At 74.6% G+C, this 18812-nt stretch carries 17 protein-coding genes; 10 read left to right on the forward strand and 7 right to left on the reverse strand.

Annotation, left to right across the window (positions count from 1 at the left end):
* Window positions 1-103 precede the first annotated feature (103 nt).
* Complete coding sequence (locus tag ET471_RS06990; RefSeq protein WP_242496457.1) at window positions 104-1759, reverse strand: MDR family MFS transporter; 1656 nt, start codon at window positions 1757-1759, stop codon at window positions 104-106.
* The gene (locus tag ET471_RS06995; protein WP_129187210.1) at window positions 1759-2253 is read right to left on the reverse strand and encodes a MarR family winged helix-turn-helix transcriptional regulator; all 495 of its coding nucleotides are present in this window, start codon (window positions 2251-2253) and stop codon (window positions 1759-1761) included. The genes ET471_RS06990 and ET471_RS06995 overlap by 1 nt, the downstream gene beginning before the upstream one ends.
* A gap of 92 nt (window positions 2254-2345) precedes the next feature.
* On the opposite strand from ET471_RS06995, the gene ET471_RS07000 reads away from it, so the two are divergent.
* The 3 genes from ET471_RS07000 to ET471_RS07010 all read left to right on the forward strand — a co-directional run bounded on the left by ET471_RS07000 (window position 2346) and on the right by ET471_RS07010 (window position 4873).
* Complete coding sequence (locus ET471_RS07000) at window positions 2346-2975, forward strand: hypothetical protein (RefSeq protein ID WP_129187211.1); 630 nt, start codon at window positions 2346-2348, stop codon at window positions 2973-2975.
* A 183-nt stretch (window positions 2976-3158) separates the two neighbouring features.
* Window positions 3159-3779, forward strand: coding sequence for a DUF47 domain-containing protein (locus tag ET471_RS07005; RefSeq protein WP_129187212.1), 621 nt, complete (start codon window positions 3159-3161; stop codon window positions 3777-3779).
* A 95-nt stretch (window positions 3780-3874) separates the two neighbouring features.
* Window positions 3875-4873: an inorganic phosphate transporter gene (locus ET471_RS07010; RefSeq protein WP_129187214.1), complete on the forward strand. Its 999-nt coding sequence runs from the start codon at window positions 3875-3877 to the stop codon at window positions 4871-4873.
* A gap of 35 nt (window positions 4874-4908) precedes the next feature.
* On the opposite strand, the gene ET471_RS07015 is transcribed toward ET471_RS07010, so the two are convergent.
* The 4 genes from ET471_RS07015 to acs are packed head-to-tail and all read right to left on the reverse strand — an operon-like array spanning window position 4909 to window position 11152.
* Entirely contained in the window at window positions 4909-5883 is a 975-nt protein-coding gene (locus tag ET471_RS07015) for an NUDIX hydrolase (protein WP_129187216.1), read from the reverse strand.
* On the reverse strand, window positions 5880-8171 hold the full coding sequence (locus ET471_RS07020; RefSeq protein WP_129187218.1) for an RNA degradosome polyphosphate kinase: 2292 nt from the start codon (window positions 8169-8171) through the stop codon (window positions 5880-5882). Before ET471_RS07020 ends, ET471_RS07015 begins: the two co-directional genes overlap by 4 nt.
* Before the next feature lie 3 nt (window positions 8172-8174).
* The gene (mshD, locus tag ET471_RS07025) at window positions 8175-9107 is read right to left on the reverse strand and encodes a mycothiol synthase (protein ID WP_129187220.1); all 933 of its coding nucleotides are present in this window, start codon (window positions 9105-9107) and stop codon (window positions 8175-8177) included.
* Between the two features lie 47 nt (window positions 9108-9154).
* Window positions 9155-11152, reverse strand: a complete 1998-nt coding sequence (acs, locus tag ET471_RS07030) for an acetate--CoA ligase (RefSeq protein WP_129187221.1) — start codon at window positions 11150-11152, stop codon at window positions 9155-9157.
* A gap of 150 nt (window positions 11153-11302) precedes the next feature.
* Here acs and ET471_RS07035 point away from each other — a divergent pair, with 150 nt between their 5' ends.
* Complete coding sequence (locus ET471_RS07035) at window positions 11303-12358, forward strand: NADH:flavin oxidoreductase/NADH oxidase (protein WP_129187222.1); 1056 nt, start codon at window positions 11303-11305, stop codon at window positions 12356-12358.
* Window positions 12359-12615: 257 nt separating this feature from the next.
* Here the strand turns inward: ET471_RS07035 and ET471_RS07040 are convergent, their stop codons facing one another.
* Entirely contained in the window at window positions 12616-13392 is a 777-nt protein-coding gene (locus ET471_RS07040) for an HAD family hydrolase (protein ID WP_129187223.1), read from the reverse strand.
* Between the two features lie 79 nt (window positions 13393-13471).
* On the opposite strand from ET471_RS07040, the gene ET471_RS07045 reads away from it, so the two are divergent.
* The 6 genes from ET471_RS07045 (at window position 13472) to ET471_RS07070 (ending at window position 18747) form a co-directional block, all read left to right on the forward strand.
* Entirely contained in the window at window positions 13472-14059 is a 588-nt protein-coding gene (locus ET471_RS07045; protein WP_129187225.1) for a winged helix-turn-helix domain-containing protein, read from the forward strand.
* Window positions 14056-15369, forward strand: coding sequence for an MFS transporter (locus ET471_RS07050; protein WP_129187226.1), 1314 nt, complete (start codon window positions 14056-14058; stop codon window positions 15367-15369). Before ET471_RS07045 ends, ET471_RS07050 begins: the two co-directional genes overlap by 4 nt.
* Before the next feature lie 99 nt (window positions 15370-15468).
* Window positions 15469-16329 (forward strand): CpaE-like family protein, encoded by an 861-nt coding sequence (locus ET471_RS07055; RefSeq protein WP_207207349.1) that lies wholly within the window; start codon window positions 15469-15471, stop codon window positions 16327-16329.
* Window positions 16326-17528 (forward strand): TadA family conjugal transfer-associated ATPase, encoded by a 1203-nt coding sequence (locus ET471_RS07060; RefSeq protein WP_129187228.1) that lies wholly within the window; start codon window positions 16326-16328, stop codon window positions 17526-17528. The genes ET471_RS07055 and ET471_RS07060 overlap by 4 nt, the downstream gene beginning before the upstream one ends.
* Window positions 17525-18199, forward strand: a complete 675-nt coding sequence (locus tag ET471_RS07065) for a hypothetical protein (protein WP_242496458.1) — start codon at window positions 17525-17527, stop codon at window positions 18197-18199. The genes ET471_RS07060 and ET471_RS07065 overlap by 4 nt, the downstream gene beginning before the upstream one ends.
* A complete protein-coding gene (locus ET471_RS07070) occupies window positions 18196-18747 on the forward strand; it encodes a type II secretion system F family protein (RefSeq protein ID WP_129187230.1) in 552 nt (183 codons plus the stop codon). The genes ET471_RS07065 and ET471_RS07070 overlap by 4 nt, the downstream gene beginning before the upstream one ends.
* Window positions 18748-18812 lie beyond the last annotated feature (65 nt).

The following is an 18812-nucleotide window of genomic DNA, read 5'->3' on the forward strand; positions in this document are numbered from 1 at the left end:
TGGCCCGTGCACGGGCGTCCGACCAGGAAGTGCGTGGCAGACACACCGACGGCGAGGCACCTCGTGGAGGTGCCTCGCCGTCGGTGGTGCAGGGACGTGCCGGTCAGCGGGCGGCGCGCTGGGCGGCGACCTCCGCGGCGATCTCCTCGCCGAGGACGTCGGCCTCGGCGGCGGCGGCGACCTGCGCACGCTCGGTGCCGTCCTGGTCCTCGAGCGCCATCTGGATGCCCGAGCGCTTCCCCAGCGGGACCTCCTTGAGGAAGATCACGCAGATCAGCGCGATGACGGCCATCGGCACGGCGATGAGGAAGATCTCCGAGATGCCGTCCGCATAGGCGTCCTCCACGACCCGGGCGATCGGGGTCGGCAGCGTGGCGATGTTCGGCACGGTGCCGCCGACGCCCATCGCGTCCAGCGGGACGCCGAGCTTCGAGAGGCCGTGGACGATGTCGTCCTTGACCGTGGTGGCGAGCACCGCGCCCAGCGCGGAGACGCCGACGGCGCCGCCGAGCGAGCGGAAGAACGCGACCGTGGAGGTGCCGGAGCCCATCTCCTTGACGTCGAGCGTGTTCTGCACCGCGAGCACCAGGTTCTGCATGAGCGCACCGACCGAGATGCCGAGCGCGAACAGGTAGACGCCGATGAGCACGAAGCTCGTGTGCGCGTCGATGGTGCCCATGCCGACCAGGGCGCCGATGAGCACGACGCCACCGCCGACCATGATCGCCTTGTAGCGGCCGGTCTGGGAGATGATCCGGCCGAGCACGACGCCGGCGAGCATGGTGCCGACGACCATCGGGATGGTCAGCAGACCGGACTCGGTCGGCGTCTTGCCGCGCGAGATCTGCAGGTACTGCGACAGGAACACGGCGGTGCCGAACATCGCGACGCCCACGGCGATCGAGCCGACGACGGCGAGCACGAACGTGCGGTTCTGGAACAGGTGCAGCGGGATGATCGGCTCGGCGACCACGCGCTCGACGAGCACCGCGGCGACCAGCGAGGCGACGGCGACGCCGACCATCAGGTACGTCTGCCACGACAGCCACGCGTAGCTGCCCGACGCGGCGAAGGTGACCCACACGAGGATCAGCGAGACGCCCACGGTGATGAGCGCGGCGCCCCAGTAGTCGATCTTGGCGACGCGGCGCGGGCGCTGCGGCAGGTGCAGCGTCTTCTGCAGCACGATGATCGCGGCGACGGCGAACGGGATGCCGACGAAGAAGTTCCAGCGCCAGCCGACCGAGTCGGTCAGGACGCCGCCGAGCAGCGGGCCACCGACCTGCGAGACGGCCATGACGCCGCCCATGAGGCCCATGTACCGGCCGCGCTCGCGGGGCGAGACGATGTCGGCGATGAGGATGGTCGCCAGCGCCATGAGGCCGCCGGCGCCGAGGCCCTGGACGGCGCGGCAGGCGATGAGCGTGCCGATGTCCTGCGAGAAGCCGGCCGCGGCGGCGGACAGCACGGTGATGACGAGCGCGATCTGCACGAGCAGCTTGCGGCCGAAGAGGTCGGCGAACTTGCCCCACAGCGGCGTCGAGACCGTCTGGGCGAGCAGGGTGGCCGTGACGACCCAGGTGTACGAGCTCTGCGAGCCGCCGAGGTCGGAGACGATGCGCGGCATCGACGACGACGTGATGGTCGCCGCGAGCAGCGCGACGAACATGCCGAGGATGATCCCGGAGAGAGCCTCGAGGGTCTCCCGGTGCGTCATCCCGGCGGCGCTGCGCGCGACGTCCGGTGTGGTGGTTGACATCAGTGGGTGCCTTCTTCTTCGTGGCTCAGGGTGCGGGTGGTGGAGATCGCCGCGGCGACGCGACGGATCCGGTCGGAGGTGTCCAGGAGGTCCTCGTCGGTCCAGCCGACGAACGTCTCCTGGAACAGCCGGGCGAACTGGGCGGTGAGCTGGTCGGCGAGGTCGTGGCCCTCGTCGGTCAGCTCCAGCACGCGGGCCCGGCGGTCGTCGGCGTCCACGGTGCGGCGCACGTAGCCGGCGTCGACGAGCTGGCCGACCTGGCGGCTCGCCACCGACGGGTCGACGCGCAGCTTCGCGGCGACGTCGGTGAGCTGCGCTGGCCCGCACACGGCGAGCAGGCGGAGGACACCGACCCCGGCGCGGGGCCAGTCCAGTCGTCGCGCGATCAGCGCAGAGGCCTCGCGCTGGGCGCGACCGAGCTCCTCCAGGGCGGAGTAGAGCGTCTCTGCGGGGGATGACGGGGCGACCGGAGCGAGCGGTTCGTGGATGCTCATGACACTCCTTGGTTGCTGAACGCAACCATATGCCTGTTGCTTGCACCAAGCAACTATTTTCGGCGGGCTGTGAGGAGAGAGACACTGGGCCCATGAGCGAAGGCAGATTCCGGCGCCCGGCCCGGCTCGACCCCCGCGACGCGGAGGAGCTCGTCGGCGCGTCCGACCCCGCGCTGCGCGACGAGGTGGCCCACACCACGGCCCGCGCCGTCGTGCACCGGGCGCGCGCCGCCGAGGACCCCGCGCTCGTCGAGCGGCTCGTGCACCTCGTGGAGACCGAGGGGCTCGACGCCGTCGCCGCCCTGTGGGCCGACGCCGCCCCCGTCTCCCTCCCCGGGGCGCTCTGGCGGCTCTACGTGCTGCGCGAGTGGGTGCGCCGCGACCCGCAGACCGTCGCCCTGCGCTACCGGCTCGGGGTCGGCGCCGCGCCCGTGCACGAGGCCGTCGCCGGCGTCGCCGCCCCGCCCGGGCCGGAGGACCTGCGGGCGCTCGCGGACGCCGTCCTGTCCGGGGTGTACGCCGGCGACCTCGCCGTCGCGCTCGAGCGGGCCGCGTCCTTCTGCCGCATCCTCGCCACGGGCGCCGCGTTCGACGCCGACGCCCGCGAGGCCGCCGACCCGGACGGCGCCGACCGCCTCACGCGCGGCGGAGCCGGTCTCCTGCGGACGGCCGAGGAGCTCGAGAAGGCGGCGGGGTACTGGCGCACCGGCGCGCTGGACTAGACTTCACCACGCGGCGTCGGGCCGCGGCAGCCCCGGGCTCCATCTTCAGCCGCTACGAGCGGCCACGCGCCGAGAGGCGCTCCCGGTCCGACGTCGCTTTTCAGTGCCACCTGATGGTGGCGACGCCGCCCCCGGCGTCTACCCTGTGTTCGCATCGCGTTCACCCACCTCAGGAGTCCCGACGTGCGCCTGCGACTCACCCCGCGCGACACCACCTACTTCGATCTGTTCACGGAGCTCGCCGGGCACATCGTCACGGGGACGGGCCTGCTCGCCGAGCTGCTGGGTGCCGACCGGGTGGAGCGCAAGGCCATCGCGGACCGGTTCGTCGAGGCGGAGCACGCCGCCGACGACGCCGCGCACGCCATCACCAAGCGGCTCAACCAGACCTTCGTCACGCCGTTCGACCGTGACGACATCTACGCGCTCGCCAACGCGCTCGACGACGTCGTCGATGCGATGGAGGAGGCGTGCGACCTCATCGTGCTCTACAAGCTGGCCGAGCTGCCGGCGCGCGTCTCCGCCGTCGTCCAGGTGCTCCAGCGCTGCGCCGAGCTCACCGCGGAGGCCATGCCCCGGCTGCGCACCATGGAGGAGCTCAGCAGCTACTGGGTCGAGATCCACCGGCTGGAGAACCAGGCCGACAAGCTGCACCGCCAGCTCGTCGCCGAGCTCTTCGACAACGCGACCGACGCCATCGCGCTCATCAAGCTCAAGGAGGTCGTCGACGTCCTCGAGGAGGCGTGCGACGGCTTCGAGCGCGTGGCCACGCTGGTCGAGACCATCGCGCTCAAGGAGTCCTGATGCGGCGCGCAGCGGAGGTGAGAGCCGAGGGACGAGGCACTCGCCGGAGCGGAGTGCCGCATCAGGCCGACCAGACGAACAAGGAGTCCTGACCGGTGGAGGTTGCGCTCGTCGTCCTCGTCGTGGCGCTCGCCCTCGGGTTCGACTACACGAACGGCTTCCACGACGCGGCGAACGCCATCGCGACCTCGGTCTCGACCCGGGCCCTGACGCCCCGCGTCGCGCTCGGCATGGCCGCCGTCATGAACTTCGCGGGAGCGCTCCTGGGCACGGCGGTGGCCGAGACGATCGCGCGCTCGATCGTGGACCTCGGCCACGCGTCCACGACGACCGAGCTGACCGTGGTGCTGTGCGCGCTGCTCGGCGCGATCACGTGGAACCTCGTCACGTGGTGGTTCGGCCTGCCGTCGTCGTCGACGCACTCGCTCATCGGGGGGCTCGTGGGCGCCGGCCTGGCGGGCGGGCTGCCGGTCTTCTGGGACCAGATCGTCCAGCGGGTCGTGCTCCCCATGGTGATCTCGCCGCTGCTCGGCTTCGGCCTGGCGTTCGCGGTGATGATCGGGCTGCTGTGGGCGTTCCGGAAGGCCGCGCCCGCACGGACGCACCGTCAGTTCCGGATCGCGCAGACGGCGTCGGCGGCCGCGATGGCCCTGGGTCACGGCCTCCAGGACGCGCAGAAGACCATGGGCGTCATCTACCTCGCGCTGCTGTCGATCGGCTGGGCGAACCCCGACACCGGCATCCCGCTGTGGGTGAAGCTGTGCGCGGCCGCCGCGATCTCCGCAGGCACCTACTCCGGCGGGTGGCGCATCATGCGCACGCTCGGCCGCCGCATCATCGAGCTGGACCCGGCGCGCGGCTTCGTGGCCGAGTGCGTGTCCGCCGTCGTGCTCTACGCCAACGCGTTCGTGCTGCACGCCCCCGTGTCGACGACGCACACCATCACCTCGGCGATCATGGGCGTCGGCGCGACACGCCGGGTCTCTGCCGTGCGCTGGGGCGTCGCGAAGAACATCGCCGTCGCGTGGGTGCTGACCATCCCGGCCGCGGCCGCGGTGTCGGCGCTGGCCACGTGGCTCATCACCCTGTGGTGACGTCCGCCGGCCGCACGGGGAGCCGGCGCAGGGCGTCAGCTCAGCGGCGGGACGACGTGCTCCACGGCCACGACGCGCGGCCCCTTGCTCGTCGACGCCACGTGCGCGACCAGCAGCTCGCCCGGCTCGAGGAACGGGTCCGCGGACGGCAGGCGGTCGGCCACCGCGCGGCGTGAGTGCTGCCCCAGCACGTCCAGCACCGTGGGCAGCACGGGCCGGTGCGTGCACAGCACCGCCGACGACGGCGACTCCAGCAGCTCGCGCACCGTGGCGGCGACGCGCGCGGGGGAGCGCTCGTGGTCGGACTCGGTGAGGTGCTCGGAGTACCAGGGCTTGAGCCGGGCGGCCGTCACGTAGGGGGCCACGGTCGCCGCGCAGCGCTCCCACCGGGAGCTGACCACGCGCGTCACGCCGTAGGAGGCGAGCACCGGGACGATGGCGGCCGCGTGCGCGTGGCCGATCGGGGTGAGCGGTCGCGTCGCCTCGTCGCCCGGCCACGTGGCCCGGGCCATGGCCTTGCCGTGCCGCGCGACGACGACGGAGTGCGTGGGCAGGCGCCCCTGCGTGAACTCCTCGACGAGCGCGACGAGCGGCTTGCGGTCGGTGCGCCGCGTGAGGCGCTGGGCCGCGGCGTCGGCGTCGAACCACCGCACGCGGTCGATCTCGTCGACGGACGCCCGCGGGACGGGGTGGCGGGCCGCCAGGGCGGCGAAGTCGTCCACCGTCCGCGACCGGCGCGCGGCCCAGTAGCTGACCGTCTTCCAGCGCCCGTCCGGCATGCGGTAGCGCATGCTCGGCAGCGGGACGCCCAGCACCACGGGCTTGCCCGTCTCCTCGGCGATCTCGCGCGCGCCCGCCGCCTGGTGCGACTCGCCGTTCTCGAGCTTCCCCTTGGGCCACGACCAGTCGTCGTAGCGCGGCCGGTGCACCAGCAGCACCTGGAGCCTCCCGTCGCGCACGCGCCAGACCAGCCCGCCCGCCGTGCGGACGGCCGGGACCCGCGCGGTCACCGCGCGGACTCCCTCCGACGGCGGTGCCGCCTCACGAGCACGGCCTGGAGGTCGGCGAGCGGCTTGCCGTCGGCGTCCTTGTGGTGCCGCGTCCAGGTGCCGTCCGGGCCCAGGTGCCACGACGACGTCGTGTCGGCCGTCGAGACCTCGAGCAGGTCGAGCAGCTCGGTGGCGTGCCCCTCGTCGGTGATGCGCACGAGCGCCTCGACGCGGCGGTCGAGGTTGCGGTGCATGAGGTCGGCCGAGCCGATGAACACCTCGGGCCCCGACTCGGGACCCTCGCCGATCGCCGGGCCGACGGAGTTCGCGAACGCGAAGATGCGGCTGTGCTCGAGGAACCGGCCGAGCACGGACCGGACCCGGATGTTCTCGCTCAGCCCGGGCACGCCCGGCCGGATCGCGCAGATGCCGCGCACCACCAGGTCGACCTGCACGCCGGCCTGCGAGGCCCGGTACAGCGCGTCGATCGTGGCCTCGTCGACGGCGGAGTTGACCTTGAGCTTGACCCACGCCTCGTGGCCGGCCCGTGCGGCGTCCGCCTCGCGCTCGATGCGCTCGATGAGGCCGGCGCGCACGGAGCGCGGGGCCACGAGCAGGCGGTGGAACCGCGACTGCGGCGCGTACCCGGACAGCTGGTTGAACAGGCGGGTCAGGTCCTGGCCGACGTCGGGGTCGCACGTCAGCAGGCCGTGGTCCGTGTAGAGCCGCGCGGTCTTGGGGTGGTAGTTGCCCGTCCCGACGTGGCAGTAGCGGCGCAGCCCGTCGGACTCCTGGCGCACCACGAGGCTCAGCTTCGCGTGGGTCTTCAGGCCGACGATGCCGTAGACGACGTGGACGCCGGCCTCCTCGAGCTTGCGCGCCCACGAGATGTTGGCCTGCTCGTCGAAGCGTGCCTTGATCTCGACGAGCGCGAGCACCTGCTTGCCGGCCTCGGCGGCGTCGATGAGGGCGTCGACGATGGGGGAGTCGCCCGACGTGCGGTAGAGCGTCTGCTTGATCGCCAGCACCCGCGGGTCGGCGGCAGCCTGCTCCAGGAACGTCTGCACTGACGTCGAGAACGAGTCGTACGGGTGGTGCAGCAGCACGTCGCGGCGCTTGATCGCCGCGAACACGTTCGTGGGTGTCGCGGACTCCACCTCGGCGAGCTGGCGGTGGGTCGTCGGCACGAACGGCGGGAAGTGCAGCGCCGGGCGCTCGACGTCGGCGACGATGTTCAGGCCGGTCAGGTCCAGCGGGGCGGGCAGCTCGTAGACCTCGTCCTCGACGACGTCCAGCTCGCGCACCAGCAGGTCGCGGATGCGGGGGCTGATGCCCTCGGCGAGCTCGAGGCGCACGGGCGGGCCGAAGCGGCGGCGCAGCAGCTCCTTCTCCATGGCCTTGAGGAGGTTCTCGGCGTCGTCCTCCTCGACCTCGACGTCCTCGTTGCGCGTCACGCGGAACGTGTGCGACTCGACGACCTCCATGCCCGGGAACAGGTGGTCGAGGTGCTGGCCGATGACCTCCTCCAGCGGCACGAACGACGTCGGGCGCTGGGCCGCGCCGCCGGACGCCGGGTCGCTGGGGCGGCCGCGCTCGTCCACCGCGATGAAGCGCGGCAGCAGCGGCGGCACCTTGACGCGGGCGAAGTGCTCCTTGCCCGTCAGCGGGTTGCGCACCAGCACGGCCAGGTTGAGCGACAGGCCGGAGATGTACGGGAACGGGTGCGCGGGGTCCACCGCGAGCGGTGTCAGCACGGGGAAGATCTGCTTGCGGAAGAACTTGTGCAGGCGGTCCTGCTCGCGCGTCTCCAGGTCGTCCCAGTGGACGATCGTGATGCCCTCGCGCGCCAGCGCGGGCTGCACGTCGGTGCGGAACACCTGCGCGTGCCGGTCCATGAGCTTGTGGGCGGCCGCGCCGATGCCCTCGAGCACCTGGTGCGGCGACTGGCCCGACGCCGCCGTGACGGCGATGCCGATCGCGATGCGGCGCTTGAGGCCCGCGACGCGCACCATGAAGAACTCGTCCAGGTTCGACGCGAAGATCGCGAGGAACCGCAGGCGCTCCAGGAGCGGCAGATCGGGGTCCTCGGCGAGCTCCAGCACGCGCTCGTTGAACGCGAGCCAGCTCAGCTCCCGGTCGGCGAACCGGTCGTCCGGCAGGGGGGCCCGCTCGGGGCTGGTGGGCGCGTGGTCCGTGTCCCCGTCCTCGGCGATGTGCTCGGCGATGTGGGCTGCGAGCTCCGGGTCGATCACGCGGGCGAACCGACCGTGCTCGTCACGGGCACGCGTCTCCGTCTCCGGGGTGTCCATGGGCTAGATGATCGCACCGTTCGACGGTCCGTACTGCACGTCGACCGCCGCGCGCGCGAACCCGGCGCGGTCGTACACGGCGAGCGCGGCGGAGTTGTCGCCGTCGACGTAGAGGGTCGCCCGGGTCGCGCGCCCCGCGAGGTGCTCCAGCGCGGTCGACGTCAGCGCCCGGCCGAGCCCGCGGCCCTGGTGGTCGGGGTCGACGCCGACGGCGTAGATCTCCCCGTCCCCGCCCTCGACCTTCGTCCACAGCGACGCCGCGAGGCCTCCGTCGGCGTCCTCGACGAGGAAGAACCCGGCCGCGTCGAACCACGGCTCGGCCATCCGGTCGTGCAGGTCGGCGACCGTGAGGCGGCCCTGCTCGGGGTGCGCGGCGAACGCCCGCGCGTTGAGCGCCACCCAGGCGTCGTCGTCCCGCCCCGGCTCGAAGGTGCGCACGCGGTACCCGGGCGGCACGGCCGCTCCCGCCGGCTCGGCCGCCCCCGGGAGGGGCCTGGCCAGGAACAGCAGCTCGCGCACGACGACGTAGCCGGCCCGTGCCGCGAACGCCCGCGCGGGCCCCAGGTTCCCGTGCGCCCAGACGCGCAGCCGCTTCCCGTGGTGCCCGGCCGTCCCGCCGAACTGCGGCAGGGTCGCGTCCCGCTCGGCCGTGCGCAGCAGCAGCCGCCCGACGCCGCCGCGCCGGTGCTCGGGGTGCACGACGAGCTCGGCGCTCGCGTCCTCCCCGCCCCGGTCGACCTGCACGTACCCGACGACCTGCCCGGCCTTCGACCGCGCGACGGCGTGCGTCAGCCACCCCTCGTCGACCCCGAGCCGCAGCAGGGGCTGCTCGGACAGGGGCTCGACGCCGTCGGCGGCCGCCGACGCCGCGGCCAGCGCCCGGACGCCGTCGACGTCGGGAGGGCTCAGGGGACCGATCGACAGGGGGGAGGGCATGCGCACGCTCCCATCATCACCGACGGGTCGTCCCCCGGAGACGCCAGTCAGTCCTCCGGGGACCTCCCCGCCGAGAGCCCGGCCGAGATCAGCTCCATCACCGAGGAGTCGGCGAGCGTGGTGGCGTCCCCGACCGTGCGGTTCTCGGCGACGTCGCGCAGCAGGCGGCGCATGATCTTTCCCGAGCGGGTCTTCGGCAGCTCCGGCACGACGAGGATGCGCTTCGGCTTCGCGATGGGCCCGATCTCCTTGGCCACGTGGTTGCGCAGCTCCTGCTGCACGGCCTCCGCACCCTCCGGGGTGGACGCCCGGTCGGCGTGCTCGCCGCGCAGGATGACGAACGCGACGACGGCCTGGCCCGTCATGTCGTCGGACGCGCCCACGACGGCGGCCTCGGCCACGATGTCGTGCGACACGAGCGCCGACTCGATCTCCGTGGTCGACAGGCGGTGGCCGGAGACGTTCATGACGTCGTCGACGCGGCCGAGCAGCCAGATGTCGCCGTCGTCGTCCTTCTTGGCGCCGTCGCCCGCGAAGTAGATGCCGCGGAAGCGCGACCAGTACGTGTCCTCGTACCGCTGGCGGTCGCCCCAGATGCCGCGCAGCATCGCCGGCCACGGCTCGGTGAGCACCAGGTAGCCGCCCCCGCCGTCGGGCACGGGGTGCGCCTCGTCGTCGACGACGTCGGCGGCGATGCCGGGGAGCGGCACCTGGGCCGAGCCCGGCTTGGTGGCGGTGACGCCCGGGAGCGGGCTGATCATGATGGCGCCGGTCTCCGTCTGCCACCAGGTGTCGACGATGGGGGCGGTGTCGCCGCCGATGACGCGGCGGTACCACATCCACGCCTCGGGGTTGATGGGCTCGCCCACCGAGCCGAGCAGGCGCAGCGAGGACAGGTCGAAGGCGGCGGGGATGTCCTCGCCCCACTTCATGCAGGTGCGGATCGCGGTGGGGGCCGTGTAGAGGATGGAGACGCCGTACTTCTCGACGAGCTCCCACCAGCGGCCGCGGTGCGGGGTGTCGGGGGTGCCCTCGTAGATGACCTGCGTGGCGCCGTTGGTCAGCGGGCCGTAGACGACGTAGGAGTGGCCGGTGACCCAGCCGATGTCGGCGGTGCACCAGTAGACGTCGTCGTCCTTGAGGTCGAAGACGTATCTGTGGGTGTAGGCGGCCTGGGTGAGGTAGCCGCCCGTGGTGTGGAGGATGCCCTTGGGCTTCCCCGTGGTGCCGGAGGTGTAGAGGATGAACAACGGGTGCTCGGCGTCGACCCACACGGGCTCGTGGAAGGTGTCGGCGGACTCCAGGGCGTCGTGCCACCAGATGTCGCGACCCGGCGTCCAGGCGGTCTCCTGGCCGGTGCGGCGCACGACGAGCACGTGCCGGACCGTGTCGGTGCCCTCCCCGGCGAGCGCCTCGTCGACCGCCGGCTTGAGCGCGGAGGGGGCGCCACGGCGGTAGCCGCCGTCGGCGGTGATGACCAGGGTGGCCTCGGCGTCGGCGATGCGGCTGCGCAGGGCGTCGGCGGAGAAGCCGCCGAAGACGACGGAGTGGGCGGCGCCGATGCGCGCGCACGCCAGCATCGCGACGACCGACTCGACGAGCATGGGCAGGTAGATGACGACGCGGTCGCCCTTGCTCACGCCGAGCGCGTTGAGCGCGTTGGCGGCACGGGCGACGTCGCGCTGGAGGTCGGCGTAGGTGACGGTGCGGGTGTCGCCCGGCTCGCCCTCGAAGTGGATGGCGACGCGGTCGCCGCGCCCGGCCTCGACGTGCCGGTCGACGGCGTTGTAGGCGGCGTTGAGCGTGCCGTCGGCGAACCAGCGGGCGACGGGGGCGTCGGACCAGTCGAGCGTCTGCGTGAACGGGGTGTGCCAGGAGACGAGCTCGCGGGCCTGCGTGGCCCAGAACCCCAGCCGGTCGGCCGCGGCCTCGTCGTACAGCGAGGCCTGGGCGTTGGCCTGGGCGGCGAACGCGGAGGCCGGCGGGAACGCCCGCGTCTCGTGCAGCAGGTTCTCGAGGCTCGGGGCCTCAGGCTTCGTGGTCAACGGAGTCCTCCAGCGTCGTTGCGGGCGCGGCACCGCTCCGTTGCGGAGCCGCGGTCGTGAGTGTAGACCCACGACGTGACCGCGCTCACAGGCCGAGATCACACCGTGAGCACGTCCGCGCCCCCAGGGCTCCGACCTAGGGTCGGTCGGGTGACCCTCCTCCTCGAGCCGTACCGGCTGCGCGACCTGACCGTCCCGAACCGTGCCTGGCTGGCGCCGATGTGCCAGTACTCGGCCGTCGACGGCGTCGTCGGCGACTGGCACCTCGCGCACCTGGGCGCCCGTGCCGTCGGCGGGTTCGGGCTGCTGCTCGCCGAGGCGACCGCCGTCGCGCCGGAGGGGCGCATCACGCCGCATGACGCCGGGCTGTGGAACGACGACCAGGTGACCGCGTGGCGGCGCGTCACGGACTTCGTGCGCGCGCAGGGCGCGGCCGTCGGCGTGCAGCTCGCCCACGCGGGGCGCAAGGCGTCCACGTTCCGGCCGTGGTCGCCCGTGCAGGGCTCGGTGCCCGCCGCGGAGGGCGGGTGGACGACGCTCGGGCCCACCGACCTGGCCTTCCCGGGGTACGCGGCGCCCGCCGCGATGACGCCGGCGCAGGTGGCCGACGTGCCGGAGCAGTTCGCCGCCGCGGCCCGCCGCGCGCACGCCGCCGGGTTCGACGTCGTCGAGCTGCACGCCGCGCACGGCTACCTGCTGCACCAGTTCCTCTCGCCGCTCACGAACCATCGCACGGACGCCTACGGCGGCACGCCCGAGAACCGGGCGCGGCTCCTCGTCGAGTCCGTGGCCGCCGTGCGCGAGGTGTGGCCCGACGGCAAGCCGCTGCTCGTGCGCGTCTCGGCGACCGACTGGACGCCCGGCGGCCTCGAGGCCGACGACGTCGCCGGCGTGCTCAAGGGGCTCGACGTCGACCTGGTCGACGTCTCGACCGGCGGGCTCGTGCCCGCGACGGTCCCCGTGGGACCCGGCTACCAGGTGCCGCACGCGCGGCGCGTGCGGGACGTCTCGGGGCTGCCGACGGCGGCCGTCGGGCTGGTCACGTCGGCACTCCAGGCGGAGACGATCCTGCGCGACGGCGCGGCCGACGCCGTGCTGGTCGGCCGGGAGGCGCTGCGCGACCCGCACTGGCCGCTGCGCGCGGCGCACGAGCTCGGCGGCGACGTCGCGTGGGCGAAGCAGTACGAGCGGGGGGCGTGGCGGTAAGCGGACACGATTGCGGCACCCGGGAGTCTTTGTCGACCGGGTGCCGCGCTCGCCGGGGGGCACGGGTAGCAGGCGCCGATGTCCTGCTCCGTCACGGGACCTGGCCCGCCGGAGTGTCCTGAGAAGCGGACTACCTTGGCGTGGGTTCCGTGCCCTGCCGAGTTCTTGCTGTGACTCCATGGAACGCCCGGGTGCGGGGAACCGCAAGCCACCGTGGCACGGTGTGATCGGTCAACGTGGTCGGTCGGCGTGATCGGTCAGCGGCGGCGGACGCTGCGCCACACGCAGAACGCGACGACCGCGACCGCGGCGGCGCCCAGCACGGCGAGCACCGGCGTCGGCGGGCGCAGCGCGGTACGCAGGGCCACGGGGCGTGTGAACTGGAGCGTTCCCCAGCCGCGCTCGGCGGCGAGCCGGCGCAGCGTGCGGTCCGGGTTGACGGCGAAGCCGTGCCCGACGGCGTCGAGCATCGGGGCGTCGGTGATCGAGTCCGTGTAGGCGTACGAGCGCTCGAGGTCGTAGCCGTACCTCTCAGCGAGCTCGCGGATGGCGACCGCCTTGTTCTCGCCGTACGCGTAGAAGTCCATCTCGCCCGTGTACCGGCCCTCGGAGACCTTCATACGGGTGGCGATCGTGTGGTCGGCGCCGAGCACCGCGGCGATCGGCTCGACGAGCTCGGCGCCCGACGCCGAGACGACGACGACGTCGTGGCCCAGCTCGTGGTGCTCGGCGATGAGGTCGACGGCCTCGGCGTAGACGTACGGGTCGATGACGTCGTGGACGGTCTCGGCGACGATCTGGCGGACCTTCTCGACGTCCCACCCGGCGGCGAGCTCGGAGAGGTGCTTGCGCATGCGCTCGGTCTGGTCGGCGTCGGCGGAGCCCACCACGAACAGGAAGTGCGCGTACGCGGAGCGCAGGACGTCGCCGCGCGTGACCAGGCCGCCCTCGTAGAACGGGCGCGAGAGGGCGGCCGAGGCGCTCGTAGCGATGATCGTCTTGTCGAGGTCGAAGAAGGCGGCGACGCGGGTCACGGTGGCGAGCCTAGCGGAGGCACGGTCCGAGGGTGCATAACTCTTGTGCACAGAAAATGTGCGGGCGTACGGTGCCGAGATGGAGATCCGTCACGTCGAGCTCACCGCCGAGTCCGTGAAGGTGCTCGCCCACCCGCTGCGCTCCCGGCTGCTCTCCCAGCTGCGCCGCGGCGGGCCTGCCACGGCGACCGCGCTCGCCGCCGCGCTGCGCACCAACTCCGGCGCCACGAGCTACCACCTGCGGCGGCTCGAGGGCGTCGGCCTCGTCGTCGACACGGGCCGCGGGCGCGGCAAGGAGCGGCTGTGGGCGGCGAGCACCGAGAGCCACGGCTGGCGCAACAGCGCGTTCGCCGACGACGAGGACGCCCGCACCGCGATGAGCTGGCTCGAGCGGGAGTACCAGCGCACCTACGACCAGCGCTTCAACGACTGGATCGACGTCGCCGACACCTGGCCGGCGGCCTGGCAGGACGCCCTCGGGCTCGAGGACACCTGGGTGACCGTCACGCCGGAGCAGCTCGTGGCGCTCAAGGCGGAGATCGAGGCGGTGGTGCTCCGCTACCACGAGGCGGGCGCCGGCGACCCGCGGGCGCGACGCATCGCCCTGTACCGCACCTCGATGCCGCTCGACGCGGAGCTCGCGCCGCCCACCGAGGACGAGCCGTGACCGTCGAGGCCGCCCGCCGCGTCTTCCTGACCCTCACCGTCACCCGGTGGTTCCCGATCGGGCTCGTGGTCAGCGTGACGGTGCTGCTCATGGTCGAGCGAGGGCTGTCCGTGGGGCAGGCGCTGACGAACATGTCGTTCGCCGGGATCGTCGTGTTCCTGCTGGAGCTGCCGACGTCGGGCATCGCCGACGCGATGGGACGCAAGCCGCTCCTCGTGACCGCCGCGGCGCTGCAGGTGGCGGTGCCGGTGCTCTACGCGACCGCGCACTCGGCGGTCGCCTTCGCCGTCGGGGCCGTCGTCACGGGCGTGTTCCGGGCGCTCGACTCCGGGCCGCTGACGGCCTGGTTCGTCGACACGGTGCACCGCACCCACCCGGGCGCCGACGTCGACCGCACGCTCTCGCAGTCGAGCGCGGTGCTCGGCGTCTCCATCGCCCTCGGCGCGCTCGTCTCGGGCGGGCTCGTGTGGTGGCACCCGGTGGTGGCGTGGTCCGCGCTCACGTTCCCCTACGTCGTCTACGCCGTGCTCGCCGTCGTGCACCTGGTGGCGACGGCGACGCTGCTGCGGGAGGACGCGGACGTGCCCCGGCGTGGCGGGGCGGCGGCGACGGGCGGGGGCCCGGTGCCGGCCGCCGAGCGGCCCCGGCGGGGCTGGGGCGCGGCGCTGCGCGAGGCACGGCGGGCGCCGCGGGTCGTCGCCGACGGGCTGCGGCTCGCGCGCGACAACCGCGTGCTGCGGGGGCTGCTGCTGGTCGAGGTGTTCTGGGCGGCTGCGATGGTCGTGTTCGAGTCGCTCATGCCGCTGCGGCTCGGGGAGGTGCTGGGGTCCACGCAGCGCGCGGGCGCGCTCATGGGCGTCGTCGCCGCGGTGGGCTGGGCCGTGTTCGCGGCGGGCGCCGGGCTCGCGGGGCTGGCGTCGGGCCGGTTCGGGGTGGCGAGGACGGCGCTCGCCTCTCGCGTGCTCAACGGCCTCGGCGCGGTGTGGATGGGGCTCGTGGCCGGGCCGGTCGCGCTCGTCGCGGCCTACCTGGTGACCTACGGGCTGCACGGGTCGGGCGGGCCCGTGTACGAGGCGCTGCTGCACCGCGAGGCCGCCGCGAGCAACCGGTCGACAGTCCTGTCGATGGCGTCGATGCTCGGCTTCGCGTCGTTCGCGGTGGCCTCGCCGGCGCTCGGGTGGACGGCCCAGAGCGTGTCGACGCCGGTGGCGATGGTGCTCGGCGGGGCGTTCTCGGTGCTCGGGGCGGTCTGCTTCGTCCCCGCGCTGCGGCGCGAGCGGGAGCTGGGGGCGGTCGCCGCCCGGGTGTAGGAGCCCGGGGCACGGCCCCCAGGAGGGGGCCGCGCGCGGTTGTGCACAGGCCCCGCGGACCCGCGCCGCGAGGCTGCCGCCCGCGGTCAGGGTGGCGGCATGAACTCTCCTCTGGTCGCCGTCGTCGGCGCCACCGGCGGCGCCGGGACGTCCTGTGTCGCCGCCGCGCTCGCGCACGGGCTGCGGCGCGCGTCCGGGCGTGGCGTGCTGCTCGACCTCGACGCCGGCGGCCCCGGCGTCGACGTCCTGCTCGGGATCGAGGACGAGCCCGGCGCCCGCTGGCCCGAGCTCGTCGACGCGCGCGGCGACGTCGACGGCCGCGGCCTGCTCGCCGCGCTGCCCCGGTGGGGCAGCGTCCCGGTGCTCTCCGGCACGCGGCACGCGCCGACCGGTCCCGACGACGACGTCGTGCTCGACGTGTGCGCGGCGCTGCTCCGGGTGGGCGAGGCCGTCGTGCTGGACCTCCCGCGGCCGGGGGCGTGGACGGCCGCGGCCCGGGCGCTGCTCGCCGACGCCGACGACGTGCTCCTCGTGGCGGGAACCGACGTCGTCGGTGCCTCGGGCGCCGTGGCGGTCGCGCGGGCGCTCGCCGAGGTCACGGGCGGGCGGAGACGGATCGTCGCGCGCCGGACGCAGACCGGAGGGTCGCCCGCGGGGGACCTCGAGGAGCTGACCGGGCTGGAGGTCGTCGCCGAGGTCGGGCACGACCGGGGGCTGGCGGCGGCGGTCGAGCGCGGCGAGGGGCCGCGGGTCGGGCGCGGGACGCGGCTCGGGCGGCTGGCGGGGGACCTCGCCCGGGTGGTGGACGGGCGAACGGCGCTGGACGGGCGGACGGCGGGGGACTGGCGAGCTGTGGTGGATCGGCGCGGCGCTGGGGCTGGACGTGGGCGTGGTCGGGCGGGTGATGCCTGGTCGGGTGCGGTCCGCGCCGCGGTGCTCCCCCGAGGGAGCGCGTCGTGACCGGGCTCGACGCCGGGCTGCTCGCCGACGTGCGCGGGCGCCTCGCGGACCGGGAGATCGACGACGCCGCCGTCGGTGCGGCGCTCACGGCCAGCGGGCGAGTGCTCGGGTCGGCCGCGCTGCGCGAGCTCACGCGGGCGGCGCGGGCCGAGCTCGCCGGGGCCGGTCCGCTGCAACCCCTGCTCGAGCTGCCGGACGTCACCGACGTCGTCGTCAACGGCCCGCGCGAGGTCTGGGTCGACCGCGGCCGCGGGCTCGAGCGCACCGACGTCGACCTCGGGACGCCCGGCGCGACCCGCGCGCTCGCGGTGCGGCTCGCGGCGCTCGCCGGGCAGCGGCTCGACGACGCGGCACCCGTGTGCGACGGGCGGCTCCCGGACGGGACCCGGCTGCACGCGGTCGTCGAGCCGCTCGTCCCGGCCGGCGCGGCGATCTCGCTGCGCGTCCTGCGGCAGTCGGGGCTCGGGCTCGCCGACCTGGCGGCGGGCGGGTCGCTGGCCCCCGGGTGGGACGCGCTGCTGCGCGGGCTGGTCGCGGGTCGCGCGAACGTCCTGATCAGCGGCGGGACGGGCACCGGCAAGACGACGCTGCTCGCCGCGCTCCTCGGCCTCGTGCCGCCCGACGAGCGCGTCGTGACCGTCGAGGAGGCCCGGGAGCTCGCGCCCGCGCACCCGCATGTGGTCCCGCTCGTGACGCGGCGGGCCAACGTCGAGGGCGCCGGGGCCGTCGGGCTGACCGAGCTCGTCCGGGCCGCGCTGCGCATGCGGCCCGACCGCATCGTCGTCGGCGAGTGCCGCGGCGCGGAGGTGCGCGAGGTGCTGCTCGCGCTCAACACGGGGCACGACGGCGGCCTCGCGACCCTGCACGCCAACGCCGTCGAGCACGTGCCCGCGCGCCTGGAGGCGCTCGCGGCGCTCGCCGGGATGTCCCGCGACGCCGTCGCCGCGCAGGCCGTCGCGGCGGTGGACGTCGTGCTCCACGTGCGGCGGGCGGGCGGGCGGCGGTTCGTCGAGGCGGTCGGGGTGGTCGGGCGCGGTGCGGTGGTCGCAGGCCGTGGTGCGGTGGAGCGCGGTGGCCTGGCCGCACGCGATGGTGGCGGGTTCGCGGTGCGGGAGGTCGCGCGGTGGGACGGGTCGGGTGCGGCGACGGTCACGGACCCGGACGGCTGGGACGGGCTCCTCGCGAGGTGGGTCGCGTGAGCGGGGCCGCTGCGGCCATGGTCACCGGCGTCGCCGTAGGAGTCGCCGTGGCGGCGGCGCTCGCGCCCGGTGGGCGCGGCGCGCTGCGGGTCCTCGGTGCGCGACGACCCGCCGGCGCGTGGGGCGGCGTGCGGCGAGGTCTCCAGGCGCTGCCGTGGCGGCGGCCGGAGGACGGTGTCCGCGTGCGGGTCGTGGTCGCCCAGGTCTCCGCGCTCTTGCGGGCGGGCGCCCCGCCCGGTGCCGCGTGGACGCGCGCCGCCGGCGTGCCGGTCGACGCGCTCGGGGTGCCCGAGGTCGGGGCGCTGGCTACCGTCGTCGGGGAGGGACCTGCGCGGGCCGTGTGCGCCGCGACGCGTCTCGCACTGACCGTCGGGGCCCCGCTCGGCCGCGTGCTGGAGGCGGTGTCCGACGCGCTCGTGGCGCAGGCCGAGGCCGCCGCAGAGCGCGAGGCCGCGCTGGCCGGCCCGCGGACCACCGCCCGGGTGCTGCTGTGGCTGCCCGCGGCGGGTGCCCTGCTCGGCTGGACGCTGGGCGCCGACCCCGTGGCGGTCGCGACCGACGGCGGTGCGGGGACAGCCGCCGTCACCGCGGGGCTCGCGCTCGCCGCCGTCGGCCGCTGGTGGACGGGACGGCTGGTCGCCGTCGCACGGCGTGCCGGGGCGGAACCGTGATCGCCGCGCTGGCGCTGGTCGCCGTGGCTCCGTGGGCGCTGGAGGCGTGGACCGGTCGGCGGCGACGTGCGGCGCTCGCGCGCGCGACACCCTCCCGGCGTGAGCCCGAGGCCGCAGAGCTCGTCGACCCGACCGTGGTGCTCGAGCTCGTCGGCGCTGCGCTGCGGGCGGGAGCGGGGATCCCGCGGGCGCTCGCCGCGGTGGCAGACGCCGTCGGCGGTGTGGACGGTGCGGTGCTCGCACCGGTCGCGGCGGCTCTCCGGCTCGGCGCGCCGTGGACCGCCGCGTGGGCGGACGCGCCGTCGCGGCTCGACGTGGTGGCGCGGGCGCTGCGGCCCACGTGGGAGGAGGGCGCGGCACCGGGCGAGGCGCTCAGCGCCGCGGGCGACGAGCTGCTGCGGGCGCGCCGCGACGCCGGCCGCACGGCGGCGGGACGGCTGGGTGTGCGGCTGGTGCTGCCGCTCGGAACGTGCTTCCTCCCGGCGTTCGTGCTGGTGGGGCTCGCCCCGGTGCTGCTGGCGCTCGGGAGCGGGGTGCTCGCCGGGTGACCGCTCGCTTCAGGGACGACCCGGTTGTCGGCCGGGCAGGAGGCACGTCGTGGCGACCGCCGCGA

The organism is Xylanimonas protaetiae (assembly GCF_004135385.1).
Classification (GTDB): Bacteria; Actinomycetota; Actinomycetes; order Actinomycetales; family Cellulomonadaceae; genus Xylanimonas; species Xylanimonas protaetiae.

Excerpts from the sequence above, each read along its gene's own strand:
- ET471_RS06990 (WP_242496457.1), bottom strand. The coding sequence starts at position 1,759 with ATGTCAACCACCACACCGGACGTCGCGCGCAGCGCCGCCGGGATGACG.
- ET471_RS06995 (WP_129187210.1), bottom strand. The coding sequence starts at position 2,253 with ATGAGCATCCACGAACCGCTCGCTCCGGTCGCCCCGTCATCCCCCGCA.
- ET471_RS07000 (WP_129187211.1), top strand. The coding sequence starts at position 2,346 with ATGAGCGAAGGCAGATTCCGGCGCCCGGCCCGGCTCGACCCCCGCGAC.
- ET471_RS07020 (WP_129187218.1), bottom strand. The coding sequence starts at position 8,171 with ATGGACACCCCGGAGACGGAGACGCGTGCCCGTGACGAGCACGGTCGG.
- mshD (WP_129187220.1), bottom strand. The coding sequence starts at position 9,107 with ATGCCCTCCCCCCTGTCGATCGGTCCCCTGAGCCCTCCCGACGTCGAC.
- ET471_RS07045 (WP_129187225.1), top strand. The coding sequence starts at position 13,472 with ATGGAGATCCGTCACGTCGAGCTCACCGCCGAGTCCGTGAAGGTGCTC.
- ET471_RS07055 (WP_207207349.1), top strand. The coding sequence starts at position 15,469 with ATGAACTCTCCTCTGGTCGCCGTCGTCGGCGCCACCGGCGGCGCCGGG.